18 protein-coding genes and 3 rRNA genes are annotated in these 24,787 nt (G+C 67.3%); 14 read left to right on the plus strand and 7 right to left on the minus strand.

Annotation, left to right across the window (positions count from 1 at the left end; genetic code table 11):
• Positions 1-18: 18 nt before the first annotated feature.
• Complete coding sequence (locus tag OG413_RS16090) at positions 19-447, minus strand: metallopeptidase family protein (protein ID WP_266810180.1); 429 nt, start codon at positions 445-447, stop codon at positions 19-21.
• Positions 448-716: 269 nt separating this feature from the next.
• Between OG413_RS16090 and OG413_RS16095 the strand changes: the two genes are divergently transcribed.
• From OG413_RS16095 to OG413_RS16130, 8 genes are all read left to right on the plus strand, one after another.
• Positions 717-1,151, plus strand: coding sequence for a DUF3499 domain-containing protein (locus OG413_RS16095; protein WP_266810182.1), 435 nt, complete (start codon positions 717-719; stop codon positions 1,149-1,151).
• A gap of 57 nt (positions 1,152-1,208) precedes the next feature.
• A complete protein-coding gene (locus OG413_RS16100) occupies positions 1,209-2,579 on the plus strand; it encodes a phosphomannomutase/phosphoglucomutase (RefSeq protein ID WP_266806208.1) in 1,371 nt (456 codons plus the stop codon).
• A gap of 360 nt (positions 2,580-2,939) precedes the next feature.
• A complete protein-coding gene (locus tag OG413_RS16105) occupies positions 2,940-3,122 on the plus strand; it encodes a Trm112 family protein (RefSeq protein WP_030927015.1) in 183 nt (60 codons plus the stop codon).
• A gap of 113 nt (positions 3,123-3,235) precedes the next feature.
• Entirely contained in the window at positions 3,236-4,372 is a 1,137-nt protein-coding gene (locus OG413_RS16110; RefSeq protein WP_266806211.1) for an SIS domain-containing protein, read from the plus strand.
• 92 nt (positions 4,373-4,464) lie between these two features.
• Positions 4,465-5,649 carry a mannose-6-phosphate isomerase, class I gene (gene manA / locus OG413_RS16115; protein WP_266806213.1) on the plus strand — a complete coding sequence of 395 codons (1,185 nt, stop codon included), beginning with the start codon at positions 4,465-4,467 and terminating at the stop codon, positions 5,647-5,649.
• Positions 5,650-5,772: 123 nt separating this feature from the next.
• The gene (locus OG413_RS16120) at positions 5,773-6,759 is read left to right on the plus strand and encodes a cation diffusion facilitator family transporter (protein ID WP_266806214.1); all 987 of its coding nucleotides are present in this window, start codon (positions 5,773-5,775) and stop codon (positions 6,757-6,759) included.
• A 262-nt stretch (positions 6,760-7,021) separates the two neighbouring features.
• Positions 7,022-8,479: an adenosylhomocysteinase gene (gene ahcY / locus OG413_RS16125; RefSeq protein WP_266806215.1), complete on the plus strand. Its 1,458-nt coding sequence runs from the start codon at positions 7,022-7,024 to the stop codon at positions 8,477-8,479.
• 151 nt (positions 8,480-8,630) lie between these two features.
• Complete coding sequence (locus OG413_RS16130; protein ID WP_266806217.1) at positions 8,631-9,248, plus strand: hypothetical protein; 618 nt, start codon at positions 8,631-8,633, stop codon at positions 9,246-9,248.
• A gap of 23 nt (positions 9,249-9,271) precedes the next feature.
• Here the strand turns inward: OG413_RS16130 and OG413_RS16135 are convergent, their stop codons facing one another.
• On the minus strand, positions 9,272-10,216 hold the full coding sequence (locus OG413_RS16135) for an RDD family protein (protein ID WP_266806219.1): 945 nt from the start codon (positions 10,214-10,216) through the stop codon (positions 9,272-9,274).
• A 117-nt stretch (positions 10,217-10,333) separates the two neighbouring features.
• On the opposite strand from OG413_RS16135, the gene OG413_RS16140 reads away from it, so the two are divergent.
• The 4 genes from OG413_RS16140 (at position 10,334) to rrf (ending at position 17,201) form a co-directional block, all read left to right on the plus strand.
• Positions 10,334-11,341 (plus strand): stage II sporulation protein M, encoded by a 1,008-nt coding sequence (locus tag OG413_RS16140; RefSeq protein ID WP_266806220.1) that lies wholly within the window; start codon positions 10,334-10,336, stop codon positions 11,339-11,341.
• Positions 11,342-12,049: 708 nt separating this feature from the next.
• Positions 12,050-13,575, plus strand: a 16S ribosomal RNA gene (locus OG413_RS16145).
• 305 nt (positions 13,576-13,880) lie between these two features.
• Positions 13,881-17,005, plus strand: a 23S ribosomal RNA gene (locus OG413_RS16150).
• Positions 17,006-17,084: 79 nt separating this feature from the next.
• A 5S ribosomal RNA gene (gene rrf / locus OG413_RS16155) occupies positions 17,085-17,201 on the plus strand.
• Together the 16S, 23S and 5S rRNA genes form the textbook arrangement of a ribosomal RNA operon.
• Before the next feature lie 112 nt (positions 17,202-17,313).
• Here the strand turns inward: rrf and OG413_RS16160 are convergent.
• Genes OG413_RS16160 through OG413_RS16180 form a run of 5 tightly spaced genes read right to left on the minus strand, consistent with a single transcriptional unit; the run spans position 17,314 to position 22,806 of the window.
• Positions 17,314-18,627 carry a DUF58 domain-containing protein gene (locus tag OG413_RS16160; protein ID WP_266810184.1) on the minus strand — a complete coding sequence of 438 codons (1,314 nt, stop codon included), beginning with the start codon at positions 18,625-18,627 and terminating at the stop codon, positions 17,314-17,316.
• 13 nt (positions 18,628-18,640) lie between these two features.
• The gene (locus tag OG413_RS16165) at positions 18,641-19,660 is read right to left on the minus strand and encodes a MoxR family ATPase (RefSeq protein WP_266806221.1); all 1,020 of its coding nucleotides are present in this window, start codon (positions 19,658-19,660) and stop codon (positions 18,641-18,643) included.
• Positions 19,657-20,904, minus strand: a complete 1,248-nt coding sequence (locus OG413_RS16170; RefSeq protein ID WP_266806222.1) for a DUF4350 domain-containing protein — start codon at positions 20,902-20,904, stop codon at positions 19,657-19,659. Before OG413_RS16170 ends, OG413_RS16165 begins: the two co-directional genes overlap by 4 nt.
• Positions 20,901-21,590 (minus strand): DUF4129 domain-containing protein, encoded by a 690-nt coding sequence (locus OG413_RS16175; RefSeq protein ID WP_266806223.1) that lies wholly within the window; start codon positions 21,588-21,590, stop codon positions 20,901-20,903. Before OG413_RS16175 ends, OG413_RS16170 begins: the two co-directional genes overlap by 4 nt.
• 4 nt (positions 21,591-21,594) lie before the next feature.
• On the minus strand, positions 21,595-22,806 hold the full coding sequence (locus OG413_RS16180) for a glycerophosphoryl diester phosphodiesterase membrane domain-containing protein (RefSeq protein WP_266806224.1): 1,212 nt from the start codon (positions 22,804-22,806) through the stop codon (positions 21,595-21,597).
• Between the two features lie 140 nt (positions 22,807-22,946).
• On the opposite strand from OG413_RS16180, the gene mtnA reads away from it, so the two are divergent.
• Positions 22,947-24,092 carry an S-methyl-5-thioribose-1-phosphate isomerase gene (gene mtnA / locus OG413_RS16185; RefSeq protein ID WP_266806226.1) on the plus strand — a complete coding sequence of 382 codons (1,146 nt, stop codon included), beginning with the start codon at positions 22,947-22,949 and terminating at the stop codon, positions 24,090-24,092.
• Positions 24,093-24,096: 4 nt separating this feature from the next.
• Positions 24,097-24,786 carry a two-component system response regulator MtrA gene (mtrA, locus tag OG413_RS16190; protein ID WP_007448372.1) on the plus strand — a complete coding sequence of 230 codons (690 nt, stop codon included), beginning with the start codon at positions 24,097-24,099 and terminating at the stop codon, positions 24,784-24,786.
• Position 24,787 lies beyond the last annotated feature (1 nt).

Consider the following 24,787-nt stretch of genomic DNA (forward strand, 5'->3'; position numbering starts at 1 on the left):
GGCCCCCGTACGGGCGGCTCACTCCTGCCCGTACCGGGGGTCGACCGACTCGGGAGCCAGCCCCAGCAGTTCCGCGACCTGCTCCACGACGACCTCGTGCACCAGCAGGGCACGTTCGTCGCGGCTCTTGGTGCGGATCTCGACGGGGCGCCGGTAGACCACGATCTGCGCGGGCCGCCCCTTGGCGGCGGACAGCGCACTGCCCAGCGGCACGGTCTCCCCCGGTGTGCCGGGTACGTCGAGGACCACGAAGTCCACCTCGGCCAGCTGCGGCCATCGGCGCTCCAGCCGCTCGACGGAGTCCTGGACGAGATCACGGAACGTCTCGCTCCGGCTGGCGGACAGGGGGACCTGGGGCGGGGCGACGGGCCCGCGCATGCCGCGGCCATGGCGGTCGCGACGACGGGGTCGCGGTTCGGACGCGGGGGGAGGTACGGGACTGTCCATCACCGACGCAGCGTAGCCCTCACCGGGGTGAGCCGTCGGTGATCGTGTCGCGGCCCGGCCACCTGTCCGCGGTTGAACATTCCGGCCAAGGTTGAGCCCGTTTCAGGCCCCGAACCCGACCGGCGGCCCCGCGCCCGACGTCGGCTCCCGCTCCCCGGACGAACGGGGACTTCCGGTCGTAGCACGCGCTTTCCCGCCACCGCCCAGGTCAGGGCGGTTACCCGGAAGCACGCTGTGCCCGGGGTCACGGCGCGACACGGTGGGGTGACCTGAAGGGGAGTCGTCGCAGCCCGCTCAAGAGTGCGGTACCGTCCAACATCGTGAGCCCTGTACGTCGCTGTTCGCGCACCGCGTGCGGCCGCCCTGCCGTCGCGACACTGACGTACGTCTATGCCGACTCGACTGCGGTCCTCGGCCCGCTCGCCACCTACGCCGAGCCCCACTGTTACGACCTCTGCGCCGAACACAGTGAGCGGCTCACCGCGCCACGCGGCTGGGAGGTGGTGCGGCTCTCCGACGGCTCCGCCCCCTCACAGCCCAGCGGCGACGATCTCGAAGCGCTCGCCAACGCCGTACGGGAAGCGGCACGGCCTACCGACCGCGGACCTGGCGGCGGAGGTGGGGGCCGGGGCCCACGCTCCGCGGATCCGGTCGAGGTCGCACGCCGCGGCCACCTGCGGGTGCTGCGTTCCCCGGACTCCTGACGTATCGGCCCGCCGGGTAGTTTGGGCGTTCCGCCCAAACCCCCAGGAGGACCGGCCGTGGTTGCTGATCTGTCGCAGCTCGTGAAGGCGTACGACGTGCGCGGAGTGGTGCCCGACCAGTGGGACGAGCCGTTGGCCGAGCTGTTCGGTGCGGCGTTCGTCCAGGTCACCTCGGCGGACGCGATCGTGATCGGCCATGACATGCGGCCGTCGTCGCCGGGCCTGGCCGGGGCCTTCGCCCGGGGCGCGACGGCCCGTGGCGCCGACGTGACGCTGATCGGGCTCTGCTCGACGGACCAGCTGTACTACGCGTCGGGGGCACTGGACCTGCCGGGGGCGATGTTCACGGCTTCGCACAACCCGGCGCGGTACAACGGCATCAAGATGTGCCGGGCCGGAGCCGCCCCTGTCGGCCAGGACACCGGGCTGACCGAGATCCGCACCCTGGTCGAACAGTGGTCGGAACACGGGGCCCCGCGCACCCCCGCGACCACCACCCCCGGAACGGTCACCGAACGCGACACCCTGACCGATTACGCCGCACACCTGCTGGGCCTGGTCGAACTCGACCGGATCAGGCCCCTGAAGGTCGTCGTGGACGCGGGCAACGGCATGGGCGGCCACACGGTCCCGACCGTCTTCGCGGGCCTGCCGGTCGACCTCGTACCCATGTACTTCGAGCTGGACGGCACCTTCCCGAACCACGAGGCCAACCCCCTCGACCCGAAGAACATCGTCGACCTCCAGGCACGCGTCCTGGCCGAGGGCGCCGACCTCGGCCTCGCCTTCGACGGGGACGCGGACCGCTGCTTCGTGGTCGACGAGCGCGGCGCCGGTGTCTCCCCGTCCGCGATCACGGCCCTGGTGGCGGCCCGCGAACTGGCCCGCAACGGCGGCAAGGGCACCGTGATCCACAACCTGATCACCTCCTGGTCGGTCCCGGAAGTGATCCGCGAGAACGGCGGAACCCCCGTCCGTACTCGGGTGGGCCACTCCTTCATCAAGGCGGAGATGGCCGAGCACGGCGCGATCTTCGGCGGAGAGCACTCCGCGCACTACTACTTCCGGGACTTCTGGAACGCCGACACGGGCATGCTCGCCGCCCTCCACGTCCTGGCCGCCCTGGGCGGCCAGGCGGGCCCGCTCTCCGAACTGGTCGCCCAGTACGACCGGTACGCGGGCTCCGGCGAGATCAACTCCACGGTCGACGACCAGCAGGGCCGCCTGGCCGCGATCAAGGCGGCGTACGGCAACCGCGACGACGTCACCTTCGACGAACTCGACGGCCTCACGGCAACGTCCACCGACTGGTGGTTCAACCTGCGCGCCTCCAACACGGAACCGCTCCTGCGCCTGAACGTCGAGGCAAGGGACGAAGAAACGATGACGGCGGTACGAGACGAGGTCCTGTCGGTGGTCAGGGGCTAGCTTTCCCAGCTCCCTGGTCTCTCCGGGCACATGCCGGCCCGCCCGGCGCTTGAGGGCATCCTTCAGCCCCTGCGGCGTTTGAGGGCACCAGGGTCTGGGGCCAGCGCCGCCCAACCTCAGCCCCTCCGGCGTTTCAGGAGCGGGGTCCGGGGCAGCGCCCCGGTTTCGGGACGGGGCGGGTAGGGGACAAGCCCGCCGCAGGCGCCCCACCCGCACCACGGCCCCGCCCACCCGCATCCGCCCCCCGCCATCGCCCCACCCCCGGCCGGGCCGCGCCCCCGCCACCCCAGCGGTAGGCTGACGACGCCTGATCCACGCGAACCCGAACCGCTTGTTCGAACGCTCGAAGGGACTCACCCCATGCCGCTCGAAGCCGGCCTTCTGGAGATCCTCGCCTGCCCGGCCTGTCACTCCCCGCTCGACGACCGGTCGGCCGCCGACAGCCCGGAGCTGGTCTGCACCGGCACCGACTGCGGCCTGGCCTACCCGGTACGGGACGGCATCCCGGTCCTGCTCGTCGACGAGGCCCGCCGCCCCGCCTGACAGCGAGTGACGCGCGTACACGGCACGGGCGGCCGACGAAAACCGCCGTACCCCGTACCCGAACCTCGCACGTCGCACCCCGCACCCCCACCGGTGATCGGAGGCCCACCGCCATGCTCGACGAGTCGCTGCTCGACGCCCCGGAAGATCTGGCCCGAGCCGACCGCCGCGGTCTGCTCCGGGGCGCCGCCGAGGCCGGTGCCCGCGTCCGTACCGCCGCCCGGCACGCGGCCGAGGCAGGCATCGGCAACCTGAACCCGGAGGGCAGGCCCCGCGCCGTCCTCGTCGCCGGCCCCGGCACCGCCGCGTCCGGCGTCGCCGACCTGATCGGCGCGCTGGCGGGGGCCGCCGCACCTGTCGCCCGGATCCACCCCTCCGGCGTCGCCCCCGCCGCAGGCGCCCTGCGCTGGACGCTCCCCGGCTGGGCCGGATCCGTGGACCTGCTGCTCATCGCCACGGCCGACGGTTCCGAACCGGGCCTCGCCCTGCTCGCCGAACAGGCGTACCGCCGGGGCTGCACCGTGGTCGCCGTGGCCCCCACCCGCTCCCCCCTGAGCGAAGCGGTCGACGGGGCCCACGGCCTCGTCGTACCGATGGCGGCCGCCCCGCACGGCGAGTACGACGCGGAGACCTCGGCCGCCGGACCGGGCACCCTGTGGGCGCTGCTCACGCCGCTGCTGGCGCTCCTGGACCGGGTGGGGCTGGTGACCGCCCCGCCCGAGGACCTGCAAAAGGTCGCCGACCGCCTGGACCGCACCGCCGAACGCTGCGGCCCGGCCATCGCCACGTACAGCAATCCGGCGAAGACCCTCGCCGCCGAGCTCGCCGACATGCTGCCGCTCGTGTGGACGGAGGGCGACGCCGCAGGTCCCGTCGGGCGCCGTTTCGCCGCCGTACTGTCCGAACTCGCGGGTCGCCCGGCCCTCGCCGCCGAACTTCCCGAGGCGCTGCCCTCGCACGGTGCGCTGCTGGCCGGAGACTTCGCCGCCGGAGCCGACCCCGACGACTTCTTCCGTGACCGCGTCAGCGAGCGGGAACCCCTGCGGGCCAGGGTCGTCCTGCTCCGGGACCGGCCCGCAGGCGGCCTGAGCGCCTACCCGGCGGCACGGGAACTGGCACTCGGCCACGACACGGCCATCAGCGAACTCGAACCGGACGAGGGCAGCGCGCTCGAAGCACTCGCCGAACTCCTCGCCATCACGGACTTCGCCGCGGTCTACCTGTCACTGGCTTCGGCCCCCAGCCCCTGACGCGCGCCTCGCCCCAGCCCACCTCCGCTCCCCACGCCTCCCCGCCTGGCTCTCCCGCCTCCGCACCCGCGCATCCCCCGAGGACGAATCCCATGGACCGGCTGTCCAACACCGTGCGCCCCTACGCCTGGGGTTCCACCACGGCCATCCCCGCCCTGCTCGGCATCGCTCCCACCGGCGAGCCGCAGGCCGAGATGTGGATGGGCGCCCACCCGGGAGCCCCTTCCCGCATCACCCGCCCCACGGGCACCGGCACCGGCGCACCCTTCACCGCCCCCCTCACCGACATCATTGAGGCCGACCCCGAACGCGAATTGGGACCGGCCGCCGTCGCCAAGTTCGGCCCCCGCCTCCCTTTCCTGCTCAAGCTGCTCGCGGCGGGCGCCCCCCTCTCCCTCCAGGTCCACCCCGACCTCGAACAGGCCAGAAGGGGGTACGCCGACGAGGAGAGCCGGAACGTCCCGATCGACGCCCCCCACCGCACGTACAAGGACGCCAACCACAAGCCCGAACTGCTCTGCGCGCTCACCCCCTTCGACGGACTGTGCGGCTTCCGCAGGCCCACCGAGGCGGCCGAGGCGATGGAGGCACTGGGGGTCGACGCCCTCAAGCCGTACGTGGACCTGCTCCGCGCCAGCCCCGAAGAGGCGGCCCTGCGCGAGGTCCTCACGGCGATCCTCACCGCCGACCCGGTGGAGATGGCGGAGACCGTCACCGAGGCGGCGGCCGCCGCCGACCGGCTCGGCGGCGCCCACGCCCCGTACGCGCGGATAGCGCACCACTTCCCCGGCGACCCGGGCGTCATCGCGGCGATGCTCCTGAACTACGTACAGCTCCAGCCGGGCGAGGCCCTGTTCCTCGGCGCGGGGGTCCCGCACGCCTACCTCGGTGGCCTCGGTGTCGAGATCATGGCCAACTCGGACAACGTGCTGCGCTGCGGACTCACTCCCAAGCACGTCGACGTTCCCGAACTCCTGCGCATCGTCCGTTTCGAAGCAACCGACCCCGGTGTACTGCGCCCCGAGGCATCCCCCTCCGGCGAGGAGCCGTACGAGACTCCCGTCGACGAGTTCCGGCTGTCGCGCTACGACCTCGCCGCAGGCGCCGCACCCGTCGATCTGACGGTCGCCACCCCGCAGATCCTGCTCTGCACGGCAGGCGCCCCGAAGGCCGGGGACCTCGGCCTCACTCCCGGGGAGTCGGTCTTCGTCCCGGCGGGTGAAACGGTGGAAGCGTCCGGAACCGGGACACTCTTCCGTGCCACCGTGGTGGCCTGACGTACCGTCCGCACCACCGACTGCACCACCGACTGCACCACCGTCCGCACAACCGACTGCAACAATGTGCGGCCGTACCGCGGCCGTCCGTGCCGCGCACCGAGGAAGGGACACCACGCACTCATGAGCGCGTCAGGCGGAACCAAGGCGATCGTGGCAGCGCTAGCCGCCAACCTCGCGATCGCAGTGGCCAAATTCGTGGCGTTCCTCTTCAGTGGCTCGTCGTCGATGCTCGCGGAGAGCGTCCACTCGCTCGCCGACTCCGGCAACCAGGGCCTGCTGCTGCTCGGCGGCAAGAAGGCCCAGCGCGAAGCCACTCCCCAGCACCCCTTCGGGTACGGGCGCGAGCGCTACATCTACGCCTTCCTCGTCTCCATCGTCCTCTTCTCCGTCGGTGGCATGTTCGCGGTCTACGAGGGCTACGAGAAGATCAAGCACCCCCACGAGATCGAGGCGTGGTACTGGCCGGTCGGCGTGCTGATCTTCGCGATCATCGCCGAGAGCTTCTCCTTCCGTACGGCGATCAGGGAGTCCAACCAGACCCGGGGTACACGCTCCTGGACGGAGTTCGTCCGCCGGGCCAAGGCCCCCGAACTTCCCGTCGTCCTCCTTGAGGACCTCGGCGCGCTCGTCGGTCTGGTCCTGGCCCTGGCCGGCGTCGGCCTGGCCCTCGGCACCGGCAACGGCGTCTGGGACGGCATCGGCACCCTCTGCATCGGCATCCTGCTGATCGTCATCGCGATCGTCCTCGCCGCAGAGACGAAGTCCCTGCTGCTCGGCGAGTCCGCGGGCATCGAAGAGGTCGAGAAGATCAAGGCCGCCGTGGTCGACGGCGACACCGTCACCCGCATCATCCACATGCGTACGCTCCACCTCGGACCCGAGGAACTGCTGGTCGCCGCCAAGATCGCGGTCCAGCACGACAACACCGCGGCCGAGGTCGCCAACGCCATCAACGCCGCCGAGATCCGGATCCGCGAGGCCGTCCCGATCGCCCGGGTCATCTACCTGGAGCCGGACATCTTCAACGAAGCCGCCGCGGCGTCCGGTACCAACCCGGGCAAGGCCCCCGGCGGCGGCGGTCCGGCCCCGGCGGATTCCGGCCACTGAACCACTGAGGATCAGCCCCTGACGGCCCGGTGATCGCCTCCGCACTTGAACGGACTGGGGCTCACTGGGCCGTTCGGTGTAGATTCGTGGCAGAGACAGACGTCGCTGCTGATGGCGGTTGATCGGTCCGCATCCACTGCGGACCGGCCGAGGGACAGAGGGCCTCCGACGGACTGCACTGCCGAACGCTCGGGCATTCGTGTGCCCGGCAGACGCAGAGCCGCCCCAGCCCACCTCGACCCATCACGAGGAGCAGCCCGTTATGACGACGGTCACCAACCGCCAGGACTTCAAGGTCGCCGACCTCTCCCTCGCCGCCTTCGGCCGCAAGGAGATCACCCTCGCCGAGCACGAGATGCCCGGCCTGATGTCGATCCGCAAGGAGTACGCCGCCACCCAGCCGCTGGCCGGTGCCCGGATCACCGGCTCGCTGCACATGACGGTGCAGACGGCCGTGCTCATCGAGACCCTCGTCGCCCTGGGCGCCGAGGTCCGCTGGGCCTCCTGCAACATCTTCTCCACCCAGGACCACGCCGCGGCGGCCATCGCGGTCGGCCCGAACGGCACCCCCGACGCCCCCGCCGGCGTCCCGGTCTTCGCCTGGAAGGGCGAGTCGCTGGAGGAGTACTGGTGGTGCACGGAGCAGGCCCTGACCTGGCCGAACACCCCCACCGGCGGCCCGAACATGATCCTGGACGACGGCGGTGACGCCACGCTCCTGGTCCACAAGGGCGTCGAGTTCGAGAAGGCCGGCGCGGCCCCGGACCCGTCGACCGCGGACAGCGAGGAGTACGCCTATATCCTCACCCTGCTGAACCGCACCCTCGGCGAGGCCCCGCAGAAGTGGACCCAGCTGGCGTCCGAGATCCGCGGTGTCACCGAGGAGACCACGACCGGTGTGCACCGGCTGTACGAGATGCACCGCGACGGCACCCTCCTGTTCCCGGCGATCAACGTCAACGACGCTGTCACCAAGTCGAAGTTCGACAACAAGTACGGCTGCCGCCACTCGCTGATCGACGGCATCAACCGTGCCACCGACGTCCTGATCGGCGGCAAGACCGCCGTCGTCTGCGGTTACGGCGACGTGGGCAAGGGCTGCGCGGAGTCCCTGCGCGGACAGGGCGCCCGCGTGATCATCACCGAGATCGACCCGATCTGCGCGCTGCAGGCGGCGATGGACGGCTACCAGGTGGCCACCCTCGACGACGTCGTGGAGCAGGCGGACATCTTCGTCACCACGACGGGCAACAAGGACATCATCATGGCCTCGGACATGGCCAAGATGAAGCACCAGGCGATCGTCGGGAACATCGGCCACTTCGACAACGAGATCGACATGGCCGGCCTGGCGCAGATCGACGGCGTCGTCAAGGACGAGGTCAAGCCGCAGGTCCACACCTGGACGTTCCCCGACGGCAAGGTCCTCATCGTGCTGTCCGAGGGCCGCCTGCTGAACCTGGGCAACGCCACCGGCCACCCCTCGTTCGTGATGTCCAACTCGTTCGCGGACCAGACCCTGGCCCAGATCGAGCTGTTCACCAAGCCCGAGGAGTACCCGACCGACGTCTACGTGCTCCCCAAGCACTTGGACGAGAAGGTCGCCCGCCTCCACCTCGCCGCGCTCGGCGTCAGGCTCACGACCCTGCGTCCCGAGCAGGCCTCCTACATCGGCGTCGAGGTCGACGGTCCGTACAAGTCCGACCACTACCGCTACTGATCCAGCCTCCTCAGCGACCGCGGGCCCTCACCCACGGTCGCTGAGCGGCCCGGCAGCCTCAGCAGCAGGTACGAGCGCAGGCCCCCGCACCCCCGTGGCGGGGGCCTGCTCCGTACCGCACCCGCACAGCCCGAGGAACCCGAAGGACCCCATGCCCCGCGGCCGGTATTCGCTCCACGATCTTCACGATCACACCCCCCTCGGAGAAGAACACTTCCATTGCGCCCCCGGCCCCTCCGGCTGGCGTTACGTCTCCCAGACCACGGCCCCCTCCGGTGATCACCTCGGCTCCGTCGATCTCGCCCTCGATGAACTCGGCCGCCCCATCCGCCTCGAACTCCACGCCGCGAGCTGGCAGGTCCGAGGCGCCGCCCTGGAAGGCGTCACCTGGGTCCGTACCGACCCCACCGGCACTCATGCCACCGAAGGCAATGTCCGCGCCCACGCCTTCTCCGGCACTTCCCCCGCATTCCTTGTCGCCCTGACCCGGCTTCTGCGCCTCACCCCCGATTCCCCCGCGACCCGCGTCCGTGTGGTCACCTTTACGGACCCGGTCCTCGCCCCCCGTACCGTCGACCAGTCCTGGTCACTGCTGAACAGTGAAGCGCACGCCACTGACAACGGACCCCTGACCGTGGACGAGTACCAGGTCAGCGCCCTGGACACGGGGGAGCAGCACACGGTTCACATCGCGGGCGACGTGGTCCTCGCCGCACCCGGCATCGAACTCGAACACCTCGAAACGCCCCCGTCGCCCGTGTCCCGCTGAACGTCCGGACCACAGGACAGCCCTCAGCCGGGCGGAGCGAACCCGGTCGAGGCCGCCCCGCCAGCACCCCGGTCCGCGAAACCCGCTGAGGCCGGCGAGTCCGAGGTCGGCACAGGCGGAACAGACGGCACAGGAACAACGGCCGACACAGGAACAACGGCCGGTGCGGGAACAACGGTGGGTGCGGGAGCGGAGACCGGTGGGGAAGCGGAGGTCCGAGCGGCGTTGAACACCCGGCGCGCGTCCCGTGCCTGCCGCTCGCCGACCACCGCGGCCAGATACGCCGCCGCGGGAACGCCGTGCGGAGCCGGAACCCCGGTCAGCGTCACCAGTTCGCCCGCCAGCCGCTCCGCGATCGACCGGCCGACGTCCGCGTCGAGCTGCTGCATGCGGGTCAGGTACTGCCGTATCGAGAGCCAGAGACCGTCCGGTACCGCTGACAGATCCAGCTGCGTGAATCGGCCGACAAGCCAGGGCGGAGGCGGCGGAACAACGACGGAGCGCCCCGTCGGCACCCGTTCCCGCACGACGAGCGTCCCCGCGAATACATCACCGAGCCGCCGCCCCCGTGCGGACATCAGGGACGCGAGGCAGGCCACGACCCCGAACGTCATCAGAATCTCGACCATCCCCATCGCCCCGCGGACGAGGGCATGGCGGAACCGGATCGGGCCACCGTCGTCCCGGACCACTCTCAGCCCGCACGCCAGCTTGCCCAGCGAACGGCCATGGCTGAGGGTCTCCACCGCGACCGGCCCGCCCACCAGTACCAGAAGAAAAGCCGCTACACCGATCGCGGCGACGGCCGCCTCGTCCAACGAGACCGCGGCGATGCCCAAACCGATGGACACCAGGATGAACACGGCGACAACGACCACCAGATCGATCGCCAAGGCCAGAGCCCGGCTCGGCAGCCTCGCCGGCCGCAACCCCAGAACGACCGCGTCTCCGGTCACGAGCTCATTCATCGCCACCCACCCTTCGTCCACCTTCCCTGCCCCACCGGGGCACAGTCTGCCAAGCTGACCAGCAGCGCCGCAGTTGTACGGACCCGTACGCACCCATGCCTGGAGCCGCAGCCGACCATGGACCTCGACGTCTTCGTCACAGCCCACCGCACGGAGTGGGACCGCCTGGACCACCTCCTGCGCCGCGGGCGCCATCTGACCGGCGCTGAGGCGGACGAACTCGTCGCGCTCTACCAGCGCACGGCCACCCATCTCTCTCTGATCCAGTCCAGCGCCCCGGATCCCCTGCTGACGGCCCGGCTCACTCAGCTCGTGGCGCGCGCACGCTCGACGGTGACCGGCACCCGCAAGGCTTCCTGGCGCGACGCGGCCCGATTCCTCACCGCGGGTTTCCCCGCCGCTGTCTATCGCTCGCGCCGCTGGTGGATCCCCACGGCAGTGCTCTCCACACTCCTGGCCGCCCTCATCGGCTGGTGGATCGGCACTCATCCGGAGGTCCAGGCGGCGATCGCCGCCCCGGACGACCTGCGCAGCATGACGCGCCCGGGAGGGGAGTACGAGACGTACTACTCCAGCCACCCGGCCGCGTCGTTCGCCGCACAGGTGTGGACGAACAACGCCCAGGCCGCAGCCATGTGTCTGGTGCTGGGAGCGTTCCTCTGTATACCGGTGATCCTGATCCTCTTCCTCAACGTGCTGAACCTCGGCGTCGGAATCGGCCTGATGTCGTCCGCGGGCCGTCTGGACACCTTCCTCGGCCTCGTTCTCCCGCACGGCCTCCTCGAACTGACCGCCGTCTTCGTGGCCGCGGGCACCGGACTCCGCCTCGGCTGGACAGTCATAGACCCGGGCCCCCGCACCCGCCGCGCGGCTCTGGCCGAACAGGGCCGCGCCGCCATCGGCATGGCCATCGGGCTGGCCCTGGTCCTCTTCGTCTCGGGCGTCATAGAAGGCTTCGTCACCCCGTCCGGCCTCCCCACCTGGGGCCGGATCACTATCGGCATCGTCGCTGAGCTGGCGTTTCTGGCGTACGTCTACCTACTCGGAGGCCGAGCCGCACGCGCCGGCGACACGGGCGACCTGGAAGCGGTCGAACGCAGCGCCGAGCTCCCTTCCGCAGCCTGACCACTGATGTGCGGCCCACACCGCTGACCTGCTAGTGTCCTCCTCGCCCACAAAAACCGTTGACACGGTCGATGTGGGGAGGTAGATTTAAACGGTTGCCTCGAACTGGACAAGTTCGGGCCCAGCGGTTAGTATCAATCTCGCTCTGGGCGGGGAATGTAATTCCCGCAGAGCCAATCGATTCTCTTATATCTTCCAGCTCATTTCGGTCGATTCTTTCGACTCAAATGCTTCTGGTAAGGTCGAATCAGCCGAAAGGCAAAGGCCACTCCACAGGCCACCGGAATCAAATTCGGACCGGAAACGGAACGAAGAAGAGTCTGGTAAAGTTGGAACCGCCGGAAAGGGAAACGCGAAAGCGAAGAACTGGAAAGCGAAAACTGCTTGACCCGCTTCGACCGGGAATCGGACACGAAAGAGTCTGATAGAGTCGGAAACGCAAGAACACGAAGGGAAGCGCCCGGAGGGCCCCGGTGAAACGGGACCGAAGGAAGCGTCCGTTCCTTGAGAACTCAACAGCGTGCCAAAAGTCAACGCCAGATATGTTGATACCCCGGCCTGCTTCGGCAGGTTGGTGGTTCCTTTGAAAGTCCTACCGGGCCTTACGGTTCCGGTGGGCAATTACACAGCGAGGACGCTGTGAACGACTGGTCTTATTCCGACCGGTCGTTCCGCTCTCGTGATGTGTGTCCCGATTACGGGAAAACATTCACGGAGAGTTTGATCCTGGCTCAGGACGAACGCTGGCGGCGTGCTTAACACATGCAAGTCGAACGATGAAGCCCTTCGGGGTGGATTAGTGGCGAACGGGTGAGTAACACGTGGGCAATCTGCCCTTCACTCTGGGACAAGCCCTGGAAACGGGGTCTAATACCGGATAATACTTCTGCCTGCATGGGTGGGGGTTAAAAGCTCCGGCGGTGAAGGATGAGCCCGCGGCCTATCAGCTTGTTGGTGGGGTAATGGCCTACCAAGGCGACGACGGGTAGCCGGCCTGAGAGGGCGACCGGCCACACTGGGACTGAGACACGGCCCAGACTCCTACGGGAGGCAGCAGTGGGGAATATTGCACAATGGGCGAAAGCCTGATGCAGCGACGCCGCGTGAGGGATGACGGCCTTCGGGTTGTAAACCTCTTTCAGCAGGGAAGAAGCGAGAGTGACGGTACCTGCAGAAGAAGCGCCGGCTAACTACGTGCCAGCAGCCGCGGTAATACGTAGGGCGCAAGCGTTGTCCGGAATTATTGGGCGTAAAGAGCTCGTAGGCGGCTTGTCACGTCGGATGTGAAAGCCCGGGGCTTAACCCCGGGTCTGCATTCGATACGGGCTAGCTAGAGTGTGGTAGGGGAGATCGGAATTCCTGGTGTAGCGGTGAAATGCGCAGATATCAGGAGGAACACCGGTGGCGAAGGCGGATCTCTGGGCCATTACTGACGCTGAGGAGCGAAAGCGTGGGGAGCGAACAGGATTAGATACCCTGGTAGTCCACGCCGTAAACGTTGGGAACTAGGTGTTGGCGACATTCCACGTCGTCGGTGCCGCAGCTAACGCATTAAGTTCCCCGCCTGGGGAGTACGGCCGCAAGGCTAAAACTCAAAGGAATTGACGGGGGCCCGCACAAGCAGCGGAGCATGTGGCTTAATTCGACGCAACGCGAAGAACCTTACCAAGGCTTGACATATACCGGAAAGCATCAGAGATGGTGCCCCCCTTGTGGTCGGTATACAGGTGGTGCATGGCTGTCGTCAGCTCGTGTCGTGAGATGTTGGGTTAAGTCCCGCAACGAGCGCAACCCTTGTTCTGTGTTGCCAGCATGCCCTTCGGGGTGATGGGGACTCACAGGAGACTGCCGGGGTCAACTCGGAGGAAGGTGGGGACGACGTCAAGTCATCATGCCCCTTATGTCTTGGGCTGCACACGTGCTACAATGGCCGGTACAATGAGCTGCGATGCCGCGAGGCGGAGCGAATCTCAAAAAGCCGGTCTCAGTTCGGATTGGGGTCTGCAACTCGACCCCATGAAGTCGGAGTTGCTAGTAATCGCAGATCAGCATTGCTGCGGTGAATACGTTCCCGGGCCTTGTACACACCGCCCGTCACGTCACGAAAGTCGGTAACACCCGAAGCCGGTGGCCCAACCCCTTGTGGGAGGGAGCTGTCGAAGGTGGGACTGGCGATTGGGACGAAGTCGTAACAAGGTAGCCGTACCGGAAGGTGCGGCTGGATCACCTCCTTTCTAAGGAGCACTTCTTACCAGGCTTCGGTTTGGTCAGAGGCCAGTACACCGGCGAATGTTCGGTGCTGGTTGCTCATGGGTGGAACGTTGACTACTCGGCACGACAGGTTGTTTTTCACTAGTACTGCTTCGGCGTGGAACGTGGGGAATGGTCGGTCGGGTCGGGCACGCTGTTGGGTATCTGAGGGTACGGGCTCGTTTGAGTCTGTCCTTCGGTTGCCGGCCCCAGTGAACTCGTCGTATATGACGGGGTGATGGGTGGCTGGTCGTTGTTTGAGAACTGCACAGTGGACGCGAGCATCTGTGGCCAAGTTTTTAAGGGCGCACGGTGGATGCCTTGGCACCAGGAACCGATGAAGGACGTGGGAGGCCACGATAGTCCCCGGGGAGCTGTCAACCAAGCTTTGATCCGGGGGTTTCCGAATGGGGAAACCCGGCAGCCGTCATGGGCTGTCACCCGCTGCTGAACACATAGGCAGTGTGGAGGGAACGAGGGGAAGTGAAACATCTCAGTACCCTCAGGAAGAGAAAACAACCGTGATTCCGGGAGTAGTGGCGAGCGAAACTGGATGAGGCCAAACCGTATGCGTGTGATACCCGGCAGGGGTTGCGCATTCGGGGTTGTGGGATCTCTTTTTCATGGTCTGCCGGCTGTGAGACGAGTCAGAAACCGTTGATGTAGGCGAAGGACATGCGAAAGGTCCGGCGTAGAGGGTAAGACCCCCGTAGCTGAAACATTAACGGCTCGTTTAAGAGACACCCAAGTAGCACGGGGCCCGAGAAATCCCGTGTGAATCTGGCGGGACCACCCGCTAAGCCTAAATATTCCCTGGTGACCGATAGCGGATAGTACCGTGAGGGAATGGTGAAAAGTACCGCGGGAGCGGAGTGAAATAGTACCTGAAACCGTGTGCCTACAAGCCGTGGGAGCGTCGCTGTGTGTGCTTGCACATGCAGTCGTGACTGCGTGCCTTTTGAAGAATGAGCCTGCGAGTTTGCGGTGTGTTGCGAGGTTAACCCGTGTGGGGAAGCCGTAGCGAAAGCGAGTCCGAATAGGGCGGTTTAGTAGCGCGCTCAAGACCCGAAGCGGAGTGATCTAGCCATGGGCAGGTTGAAGCGGAGGTAAGACTTCGTGGAGGACCGAACCCACCAGGGTTGAAAACCTGGGGGATGACCTGTGGTTAGGGGTGAAAGGCCAATCAAACTCCGTGATAGCTGGTTCTCCCCGAAATGCATTTAGGTGCAGCGTCGTGTGTTTCTTGCCGGAGGTAGAGCACTGGATAGGCGATGGGCCCTACCGGGTTACTGACCTTAGCCAAACTCCGAATGCCGGTAAGTGAGAGCACGGCAGTGAGACTGTGGGGGATAAGCTCCATGGTCGAGAGGGAAACAGCCCAGAGCATCGACTAAGGCCCCTAAGCGTACGCTAAGTGGGAAAGGATGTGGAGTCGCAGAGACAACCAGGAGGTTGGCTTAGAAGCAGCCACCCTTGAAAGAGTGCGTAATAGCTCACTGGTCAAGTGATTCCGCGCCGACAATGTAGCGGGGCTCAAGCGTACCGCCGAAGTCGTGTCATTCGTACATATATCCCCAACGGGAGTACGGATGGGTAGGGGAGCGTCGTGTGCCGGGTGAAGCAGCCGCGGAAGCGAGTTGTGGACGGTTCACGAGTGAGAATGCAGGCATGAGTAGCGATACACACGTGAGAAACGTGTGCGCCGATTGACTAAGGGTTCCTGGGTCAAGCTGATCTGCCCAGGGTAAGTCGGGACCTAAGGCGAGGCCGACAGGCGTAGTCGATGGACAACCGGTTGATATTCCGGTACCCGCTTTGAAACGCCCAGTACTGAATCAGGCGATGCTAAGTCCGTGAAGCCGGCCCGATCTCTTCGGAGTTGAGGGTAGTGGTGGAGCCGATGAACCAGACTTGTAGTAGGTAAGCGATGGGGTGACGCAGGAAGGTAGTCCAGCCCGGGCGGTGGTAGTCCCGGGGTAAGGGTGTAGCCCGTGTGGTAGGTAAATCCGTCACACATATAAGGGTGAGACCTGATGCCGAGCCGATTGTGGTGAAGTGGATGATCCTATGCTGTCGAGAAAAGCCTCTAGCGAGTTTCATGGCGGCCCGTACCCTAAACCGACTCAGGTAGTCAGGTAGAGAATACCGAGGCGTTCGGGTGAACTATGGTTAAGGAACTCGGCAAAATGCCCCCGTAACTTCGGGAGAAGGGGGCCATCACCGGTGAGGGAACTTGCTTCCTGAGCTGGGGGTGGCCGCAGAGACCAGCGAGAAGCGACTGTTTACTAAAAACACAGGTCCGTGCGAAGCCGTAAGGCGATGTATACGGACTGACGCCTGCCCGGTGCTGGAACGTTAAGGGGACCGGTTAGTGCACTTTCGGGTGTGCGAAGCTGAGAACTTAAGCGCCAGTAAACGGCGGTGGTAACTATAACCATCCTAAGGTAGCGAAATTCCTTGTCGGGTAAGTTCCGACCTGCACGAATGGCGTAACGACTTCTCGACTGTCTCAACCATAGGCCCGGTGAAATTGCACTACGAGTAAAGATGCTCGTTTCGCGCAGCAGGACGGAAAGACCCCGGGACCTTTACTATAGTTTGATATTGGTGTTCGGTTCGGCTTGTGTAGGATAGGTGGGAGACTTTGAAGCGGCCACGCCAGTGGTTGTGGAGTCGTCGTTGAAATACCACTCTGGTCGTGCTGGATGTCTAACCTGGGTCCGTGATCCGGATCAGGGACAGTGTCTGATGGGTAGTTTAACTGGGGCGGTTGCCTCCTAAAGAGTAACGGAGGCGCCCAAAGGTTCCCTCAGCCTGGTTGGCAATCAGGTGTTGAGTGTAAGTGCACAAGGGAGCTTGACTGTGAGACCGACGGGTCGAGCAGGGACGAAAGTCGGGACTAGTGATCCGGCAGTGGCTTGTGGAAGCGCTGTCGCTCAACGGATAAAAGGTACCCCGGGGATAACAGGCTGATCTTCCCCAAGAGTCCATATCGACGGGATGGTTTGGCACCTCGATGTCGGCTCGTCGCATCCTGGGGCTGGAGTCGGTCCCAAGGGTTGGGCTGTTCGCCCATTAAAGCGGTACGCGAGCTGGGTTTAGAACGTCGTGAGACAGTTCGGTCCCTATCCGCTGTGCGCGTAGGAATATTGAGAAGGGCTGTCCCTAGTACGAGAGGACCGGGACGGACGAACCTCTGGTGTGCCAGTTGTCCTGCCAAGGGCATGGCTGGTTGGCTACGTTCGGAAAGGATAACCGCTGAAAGCATCTAAGCGGGAAGCCTGCTTCGAGATGAGTATTCCCACCCTCTTGAGGGGTTAAGGCTCCCAGTAGACGACTGGGTTGATAGGCCAGATGTGGAAGCCCGGTAACGGGTGGAGCTGACTGGTACTAATAGGCCGAGGGCTTGTCCTCAGTTGCTCGCGTCCACTGTGTTAGTTCTGAAATAACGAACGGCCGTGTTGTGTTCCGGTGTTGGTTAATTTCATAGTGTTTCGGTGGTCATTGCGTTAGGGAAACGCCCGGTTACATTCCGAACCCGGAAGCTAAGCCTTTCAGCGCCGATGGTACTGCAGGGGGGACCCTGTGGGAGAGTAGGACGCCGCCGAACAATTTTTCCGGGAAAGCCCCGTACCGCAAGGTACGGGGCTTTTCTGCGTTCACCACCCGTACTCATACTGGGAGCACCTTCCTGTTACGAGTGGGCTGTTTCCTTGCCGCGATCAGAGTCGGCCGGCTGCCTTGAGTGCCAGATAGGCGTCGGAAAGCGCGGGGGCGAGCGTATCGGGAGCGGCATCGACGACGGTGACGCCATGGCGTCGGAGCCGGTCCGCCGTGCGGCGCCGCTCGGCCTGGGCCTGTGCGCCGGCAGCGGCGTCGTACACCGCGTCCACTGTGCCCCGGGCGCGCGCCATGGTCTCGATGCGCGGGTCGGCGACCGCGGCCACCAGAACCGTGTGGCGCTGGGTGAGTTGGGGGAGCACCGGAAGGAGTCCCTCTTCGATGGGGGCGGCGTCGAGGGTGGTCAGGATGACTATCAGGGAACGCTGGGGGGCGGCGGCCAGGGCGGCGGTGCTGAGGCCACGGGCGTCCGTCTCGACGAGTTCCGGTTCCAGGGGAGCCAGGGCGTTGACCACTGAGGCGAGGACATCGCCGGTGTTCGTGCGGCCTTGGACCCGGGCGCGGACGCGGCGGTCGTAGGCGAGCACGTTCACACGATCGCCCGCACGGGTGGCGAGAGCGGTGAGGAGCAGGGTCGCGTCCATCGCGGCGTCGAGGCGAGGGATGTCCCCGACCCGGCCCGCCGATGTCCGGCCGGTGTCGAGGACGATGAGGATGTGGCGGTCCCGCTCGGGGCGCCAGGTACGAACCGCGACGGCGGACTGGCGTGCCGTGGCCCGCCAGTCGATCGAGCGGGTGTCGTCGCCGGGTACATAGGCCCTGAGACTGTCGAACTCTGTGCCTTCGCCGCGCGTGAGGACGCTGGTGCGGCCGTCGAGTTCGCGGAGCCGGGCGAGCCGGGACGGCAGGTGCTTGCGGCTGGTGAACGGGGGCAGCACACGGACCGTCCAGGGCACCTCGTGGTAGCCCTGACGGGCGGCGAGGCCCAACGGGCCGTACGAGCGGACCGTGACGCGCTCGGCCCTGCGGTCACCGCGTCGGGTCGGGCGGAGGAACGTGCTGAGACGGCGCCGTTCACCGGCGGGGACCGTGAACGTGTGGCGGGAAGCCGACTGTTCGGTGCCCTTGGGCCAGCTGCTGGGCGGCCAGGCGTCGCGGAGCTGGGCCCGCAGGCGCCGACGGGAGGTGTTGGTTACGGTGAGTTGCACTTCTGCGGCGTCACCGAGTCGAACGGATGTATCACCAGATCGGGTGAATCGAAGCGTTCGCACTGGCGCCGCCAGGGCGTAGTCGCACAGAATTGCTAGAGACAGCGGTGCGTTGACCGCGAGCATCCCTGTCCAGCTGGGGGCCAGGATGCCTACAGGGAGTGATCCCAGTGCGGCCAGCAGCGCGGTTCGACCGGTGAGGGCCATGGTGGTCATCGCCTCATCGGGGTACGGGGACGTGGGCGAGCACCGAGGTGATGACGGAGTCGGGGGTGACCCCCTCCATCTCCGCTTCGGGCCGCAGGTGAATGCGATGACGGAGCGTGGGGAGAGCCAGGGCCTTTACATCGTCCGGGATGACGTAGTCCCGTCCGGTCAGCCAGGCCCAGGCGCGAGCGGTGGAGAGCAGTGCGGTGGCGCCTCGGGGGGAGACGCCGAGGGTGAGTGAGGGGGATTCACGCGTGGCACGGCAGATATCTACGACGTAGCCGGCGATCTCCGGGGAGATCGTGATCTTGGAGACGGCCGAGCGGGCGGCTTCCAGGTCGGCGGGGCCTGCGACAGGGCGTATGCCCGCTGACTTCAGGTCACTCGGGTTGAAGCCGTCGGCATGACGGGTGAGGACATTGATCTCGTCCTCTCTCGACGGCAGAGGCACCGTCAGCTTGAGAAGGAAGCGGTCGAGTTGGGCCTCGGGGAGCGGATACGTGCCCTCGTACTCGACCGGGTTCTGTGTGGCGGCGACGAGGAATGGGTCGGGCAGTGGGCGGGGCGTTCCGTCGACGGTGACCTGACGTTCCTCCATGGCCTCCAGGAGGGATGCCTGCGTCTTGGGAGGGGTGCGGTTGATTTCGTCGGCGAGCAGGAGATTGGTGAAAACCGGGCCGGGCTGGAAGGAGAACTCTGCCGTGCGGGCGTCGTAGACGAGAGAGCCCGTGATGTCGCTCGGCATCAGGTCGGGGGTGAACTGCACCCGCTTGGTGTCGAGTTCGAGAGAGGCGGCGAGGGCGCGGACCAGAAGGGTCTTCGCCACGCCGGGGACGCCTTCGAGGAGGACGTGGCCCCGGCAGAGCAGCGCGACGACGAGCCCGGTGACGGCCGGGTCCTGACCGACCACGGCCTTGGCGATCTCGGAGCGCAGGGCTTCCAGGGATGCGCGGGCTTCGTCGGAGAGCGCGGGGGCCGTGGGAGTCTCGGCGGTCTCGGTGGGCCTGGCGGACTCTGGGGTCGGGGCGCTCATGAAGTGCGTACCTCTCTTTCGAGGGCGTCTAGTTGGTCGGCGAGGAGGACGAGTGCGGCGTCATCGGTGGGAACCGGGCCGAAGAGCAGGGTGTTGCGGTCGTCGCCCGCGGTGGTGAGGCGGGCGGAGAGGGCGGGGAGCAGAACGGTGGGGGAATGAGCATCGTGGGTGGACACCCCGATGAAGGGGGCGATGCGGTTGCGGGCCGCGTGTCGGAGTGAGGCGGCTGCTCGGTCTCGGGCGTTGGCCTTGCGGTAGAGGCGGGCACGGCCTTCGGCGGACTCGGAGGCGCGAATGGCCACGGGGAGCCGTTCGGTGACCAGGGGGCCGAGGCGGCGGGCTCGCCAGAGGGCGGCGAGTACGGCGGCGAGGGCGAGTTGGAATATTCCCCAGCTCCAGCCGGAGAGGATCAGGTCGAGGAAGCTGCTCCCGCCCTCGCTCCCGGTGCCGCCGTCTTCGGCCTCGTTGCCGTTGCCGCTGTCAGCCTGTCCGTTGCCCTCGGTGGCGGAGGGGTCGGCCAGAGAGGGGAGGTACCAGACAAGATGTGGGCGGGAACCGAGAAGTTGCAGGGCGAGCGAGGCGTTGCCCTGTTGGCCGAGACGCTCGTTGTGGAGGAAGTCGGGGGAGCCGAGGAGGACGGTGTCGCCGTCGCGGGGTGCCTTGAGGACGAGGAGGCTGGGGAGACCGCCGCTCGGGTAGCAGGCGATGGTGTCGAGGCCGTCCGCCGTGTAGCGGATGCCACCCATGTCCACCGTGCCGGCGCTGCGGGCGGCCGCGAGCGCGCACGCCGGTGCTCGTCCGGTCACCTCGTGGGAGGGCTGGGCGCGTACGCCGGGGGCCAGTTCGTTCACGGCGGGCCGGCCGGGGGCGAGCAGGACGGTGCGGCCGGCGGAGGCCGTGGTCGCGGCGTGGAGGCGGCGTTGCTGCGAGGGGGTCAGCAGATTGGGGCGGACGACCAGGAGGGTGGTGTCGGGGCCTGCCGCGGTGGTGGCTTCGTCGAGGGTGGTCGCGACGGTGACGGATATACCGCGGTCCTTGAGGAGTTCGGCCGCGGCACGGCTGCCGAACGGGTCGGCGGAGCGGGGGTCGAGCCGGCCGTGCTGGTCGCCGGAGCGTACGGCGGCGAGGGTGATTCCGGCGATGACGAGGATGAGGACGCCGAGCAGCAGCCCTCGGGCGCGGTTCCAGACCTGGCGCGGGGTGGGGGATGCCGAGGTGGGGGAAGCGGTGGTGGCCGCGGTCATCCGGTGGCTCCTCGCGCGGTGCCGGGCAACAGGGGTTTGGCGTCGTCGAGTTCGAGGTCGAGGGTGCGCAGCGTCAGGTATGCCTGCTGGTCCCCGGCGCGGCCGCCGTATGTGACGTCGTCGAACTCCCGGGCGGCGGCTCGCAGACGGGTGGCGTGCTCGGGCAGTGGACGGCCGGCTTCGGCCGCGGCCTCGTCCGCGGTGCGGCCGGGGCGGGGGTCGAGCAGGGCGCGCTCCTCCAGGGACCGGACGATGGCACGCATGCGTTCCTGGACGGCTTCGGTCCAGCGTAGGGCTGCCGCGTGTGTCTCGGCGGCGGTGCGGTGCTGGGCCGCGCTGTGTGTGCCGACGCCGTCGAAGAGGGCGTCCGCGGGAGGGGCGGAGCGTTGCGGGGTGCCCAGCCGCCACCACAGGGCGACGACCAGGCCGAGGACGATCAGGACGAGTACGGCGAGCCCGACGGGGCCACCGGGTGCGCTGTCGGCAGCGGCGTCGAAGAGGCCGCCGACCCAGTCCCAGAAGCGGTCGAGGCCGCGCTGGAGCAGGTTCGGATCGTTCTCGTGGTACATCGGCTCGGACAGCTCGTGCTCTGCCGCTTCACGGGCTGGGACCCGTGGAGTGTCCACGGGTATGTCGTCCGCCCGGATGAAGTGCTGCCTCGCCGTGGTGCCCCCCGCCCCCGACACAGCATCAGCTCCTGGAGGGGGCGGTGTCGTAGCCGGGCAGACCCGCGGCCCGTGCGAGGTCGAGGTCGAGCGCCTCGCGGCGGATGCGCTGGTCCACGTAGAGGAGGGCCATCACACCTGCGGTGAAGGGGTAGGTGAGCGTCGAGACGATCACTTCGCCGATGCCCGAGACGACGAGGAACGGCCAGCTGAACCCGGCGGAGCTGTCGTTGAGGAGGTCATCGATTCCGGTTCCGTCGGCGGCGAGCGCGGCGATGCCGAACGGGATGCCGATGACCATGGCCAGGATGAGAGTGAACAGGGAGGTCAGTGCCAGGATGCCGAAGGTGCGCCACCAGGCGCCCCGGACCAGTTTCGCCGACCGGCGCAGGGCGGTGGGGATGGTCTGCCGCTCCAGCATCAGGGCCGGTGCGGCGAGTGCGAAGCGGACCATCAGCCAGAGGACCACGACGCACGCGGCGGCGAAGCCGAGGAAGGCGAGTGCCGCTCCCGCGCCGGAGCCCAGAAGCAGGCCGGGAAGAAGTCCCACCGCCATGATCCCGGCGCTCATCAGGGCGAGCAGCACGGTGAGGCCGAGGAGTCGCAGGACCTGCGGGCGCGCTTCGGACCAGGCGCCGGAGAGTGTCACCGGGCGGCCCAGCACGGAGCGGCTGATCACCACGGTGAGTACCGACGTGGTGAAGAGCGTGGCGATCAGCGTGATGAGGGTGGCCGGCCCGCTGGCTATCAGGGTGGACTGCGCGGAGTCGGTGGCCTGACGGAGGGCTTCGGCGCCGGTGGCGTTCGGGTCGACGGATGCCGGCTCCGGCAGGAGGTAGCGCTGGATCAGGATGATCGCGATCTGGGCGACCACGGAGACGGTGAGGCTGATGCCCAGCACGGCGCGCCAGTGGACGCGCATCGTGGACATGGCGCCGTCGAGGATCTCGCCGACGCTCAGCGGGCGGAGCGGGATGACGCCGGGCTTCGCCGCGATGGGCGGCCCGCCCCACGCGGAACCCGGTGGCCTGCCACCCCAGCCGGGGGCGGGAGGTGGTGCGCCGGGGCCGTTGCCCGAGCCGCTCGGTGGGGACCACTGTCCGGGGGGCGGCTGCGCGGGGGACCATTGCCCTGCTGGGCCGCTTCCGTCCACGGGCGGGGAAGGCCGGGGGATACCCGTCTCCTGACCGTCGGAGGGGGCAGATCCGGGCGACGCCCAGCCCGGAGAGTCGTTCATTGTGGCTCCTTCACCGTCCTGTCCGCTCATCGGTGCGGCAGGTTGGCAGCCATCGTGCCACGCGTGGCTCCGGTGCGGACCAGGCGCTGTATCTCCTTCGTGCCTTCATTTGTGGGCGGCTCACCGGGCAGACTGGGCAGATGGCTGATCAGGACGCGCAATCGCCGGCGGGCATCGAGCCCCCCGCGCTTCCCGTACTCCGCTGGGACGAGCCTCCGGAAGGTGCTGTTCTGGTGCTCCTCGACCAGACGCGGCTGCCTGCCGAGGAAGTCGACCTGGTGTGCACCGATGTGCCCGCGTTGGTTCGGGCGATTCAGAATCTGGCGGTGCGGGGGGCGCCGCTCCTGGGGATTGCCGGGGGCTACGGGGTGGCGCTGGCCGCCGTGCGGGGCTACGACGTGGCGGAGGCCGCGGAGATGCTGGAGCGGGCGCGGCCCACCGCTGTGAACCTCGGTTACGGGGTGCGGCGTACGGCCGGGGCGTACTGGGCGGCCGTCGAGAAGGGGGCCGGTCCGCAGGGGGCGGCCGCGGCGGCGCTCGCCGAGGCGCGGGCTCTGCACCGCGAGGACGCCGAGGCCAGTGGGCGTATGGCGCGGTACGGTCTGGCACTCCTGGAGGAGCTTCTTCCGGGTGGGGCGCACCGTCTGCTGACCCATTGCAACACCGGGGCGCTCGTCTCCGGGGGCGAGGGGACGGCGTTCGCGGTGGCGCTGGGAGCTCACCGGCAGGGCCGGCTGAGGCGGCTCTGGGTGGACGAGACGCGCCCGCTGCTCCAGGGGGCCAGGCTGACCGCGTACGAGGCGGCGCGGCACGGGATGGCGTACAGCTTGCTTACGGACAACGCGGCGGGTTCGCTGTTTGCCGCGGGGGAGGTGGATGCCGTACTCATCGGGGCGGACCGCATCGCGGCCGACGGATCGGTGGCCAACAAGGTGGGGAGTTATCCGCTGGCGGTGCTCGCGAAGTATCACCATGTGCCGTTCATCGTGGTGGCACCGACCACGACCGTGGATCTGGACACCGTGGACGGCACATCGATCATCGTCGAGCAGCGTTCCGGGAGAGAAGTGACGGAGGTCACATCTTCCCGGACTGCGTCGGTCGACGGAGGAGGGGGCGGCGTGGTCGTGGCACCCCTGGGAACCGTGGCGTACAACCCGGCATTCGACATCACGCCGCCGGAATTGATCACGGCGATCGTCACGGAGGAGGGCGTAGTTTCCCCGGTCACGGGGGTCGGACTGGCAGAGCTGTGTGCCAGGTCATCGCAGGTAACGATTAGCTAATGGGATGATGTCGATTATGAAGGGACGCGTCCTTGTCGTCGACGACGACACCGCACTGGCCGAGATGCTCGGGATTGTGCTGCGTGGAGAAGGTTTCGAGCCGTCGTTCGTAGCGGACGGCGACAAGGCACTTGCTGCATTTCGTGAGGCCAAACCGGACCTGGTTCTGCTGGATCTCATGCTGCCCGGACGGGACGGCATCGAGGTCTGCAGGCTGATCAGGGCCGAGTCCGGTGTGCCGATCGTCATGCTCACTGCCAAGAGCGACACCGTCGATGTGGTGGTGGGCCTGGAATCCGGGGCCGACGACTACATCGTCAAGCCGTTCAAACCGAAGGAGTTGGTTGCCCGGATCAGGGCACGTCTGCGGCGTTCCGAAGAGCCCGCGCCGGAACAGCTGACCATCGGTGACCTGGTCATCGATGTGGCCGGTCACTCGGTGAAGCGGGAAGGGCAGTCCATCGCCCTCACCCCGCTGGAGTTCGACCTGCTGGTCGCGCTCGCCCGCAAGCCGTGGCAGGTCTTCACCCGTGAGGTCCTGCTGGAGCAGGTCTGGGGTTACCGTCACGCCGCCGACACCCGTCTGGTGAATGTGCATGTCCAGCGTCTCCGTTCCAAGGTCGAGAAGGACCCGGAGCGGCCGGAGATCGTCGTGACCGTCCGAGGCGTCGGTTACAAGGCCGGACCGAGCTGAC

The organism is Streptomyces sp. NBC_01433 (assembly GCF_026340105.1).
Taxonomy (GTDB): Bacteria; Actinomycetota; Actinomycetes; order Streptomycetales; family Streptomycetaceae; genus Streptomyces.

Bases quoted from the DNA above. Each gene is read 5' to 3' on its own strand.
- OG413_RS16090 (WP_266810180.1), bottom strand. From the start codon at position 447: ATGGACAGTCCCGTACCTCCCCCCGCGTCCGAACCGCGACCCCGTCGT.
- OG413_RS16105 (WP_030927015.1), top strand. From the start codon at position 2,940: ATGCCGCTCGAAGCCGGCCTTCTGGAGATCCTCGCCTGCCCGGCCTGT.
- OG413_RS16110 (WP_266806211.1), top strand. From the start codon at position 3,236: ATGCTCGACGAGTCGCTGCTCGACGCCCCGGAAGATCTGGCCCGAGCC.
- manA (WP_266806213.1), top strand. From the start codon at position 4,465: ATGGACCGGCTGTCCAACACCGTGCGCCCCTACGCCTGGGGTTCCACC.
- OG413_RS16120 (WP_266806214.1), top strand. From the start codon at position 5,773: ATGAGCGCGTCAGGCGGAACCAAGGCGATCGTGGCAGCGCTAGCCGCC.
- ahcY (WP_266806215.1), top strand. From the start codon at position 7,022: ATGACGACGGTCACCAACCGCCAGGACTTCAAGGTCGCCGACCTCTCC.
- OG413_RS16130 (WP_266806217.1), top strand. From the start codon at position 8,631: ATGCCCCGCGGCCGGTATTCGCTCCACGATCTTCACGATCACACCCCC.
- OG413_RS16135 (WP_266806219.1), bottom strand. From the start codon at position 10,216: ATGAATGAGCTCGTGACCGGAGACGCGGTCGTTCTGGGGTTGCGGCCG.
- OG413_RS16140 (WP_266806220.1), top strand. From the start codon at position 10,334: ATGGACCTCGACGTCTTCGTCACAGCCCACCGCACGGAGTGGGACCGC.
- OG413_RS16160 (WP_266810184.1), bottom strand. From the start codon at position 18,627: ATGGCCCTCACCGGTCGAACCGCGCTGCTGGCCGCACTGGGATCACTC.
- OG413_RS16165 (WP_266806221.1), bottom strand. From the start codon at position 19,660: ATGAGCGCCCCGACCCCAGAGTCCGCCAGGCCCACCGAGACCGCCGAG.
- OG413_RS16170 (WP_266806222.1), bottom strand. From the start codon at position 20,904: ATGACCGCGGCCACCACCGCTTCCCCCACCTCGGCATCCCCCACCCCG.
- OG413_RS16180 (WP_266806224.1), bottom strand. From the start codon at position 22,806: ATGAACGACTCTCCGGGCTGGGCGTCGCCCGGATCTGCCCCCTCCGAC.
- mtnA (WP_266806226.1), top strand. From the start codon at position 22,947: ATGGCTGATCAGGACGCGCAATCGCCGGCGGGCATCGAGCCCCCCGCG.
- mtrA (WP_007448372.1), top strand. From the start codon at position 24,097: ATGATGTCGATTATGAAGGGACGCGTCCTTGTCGTCGACGACGACACC.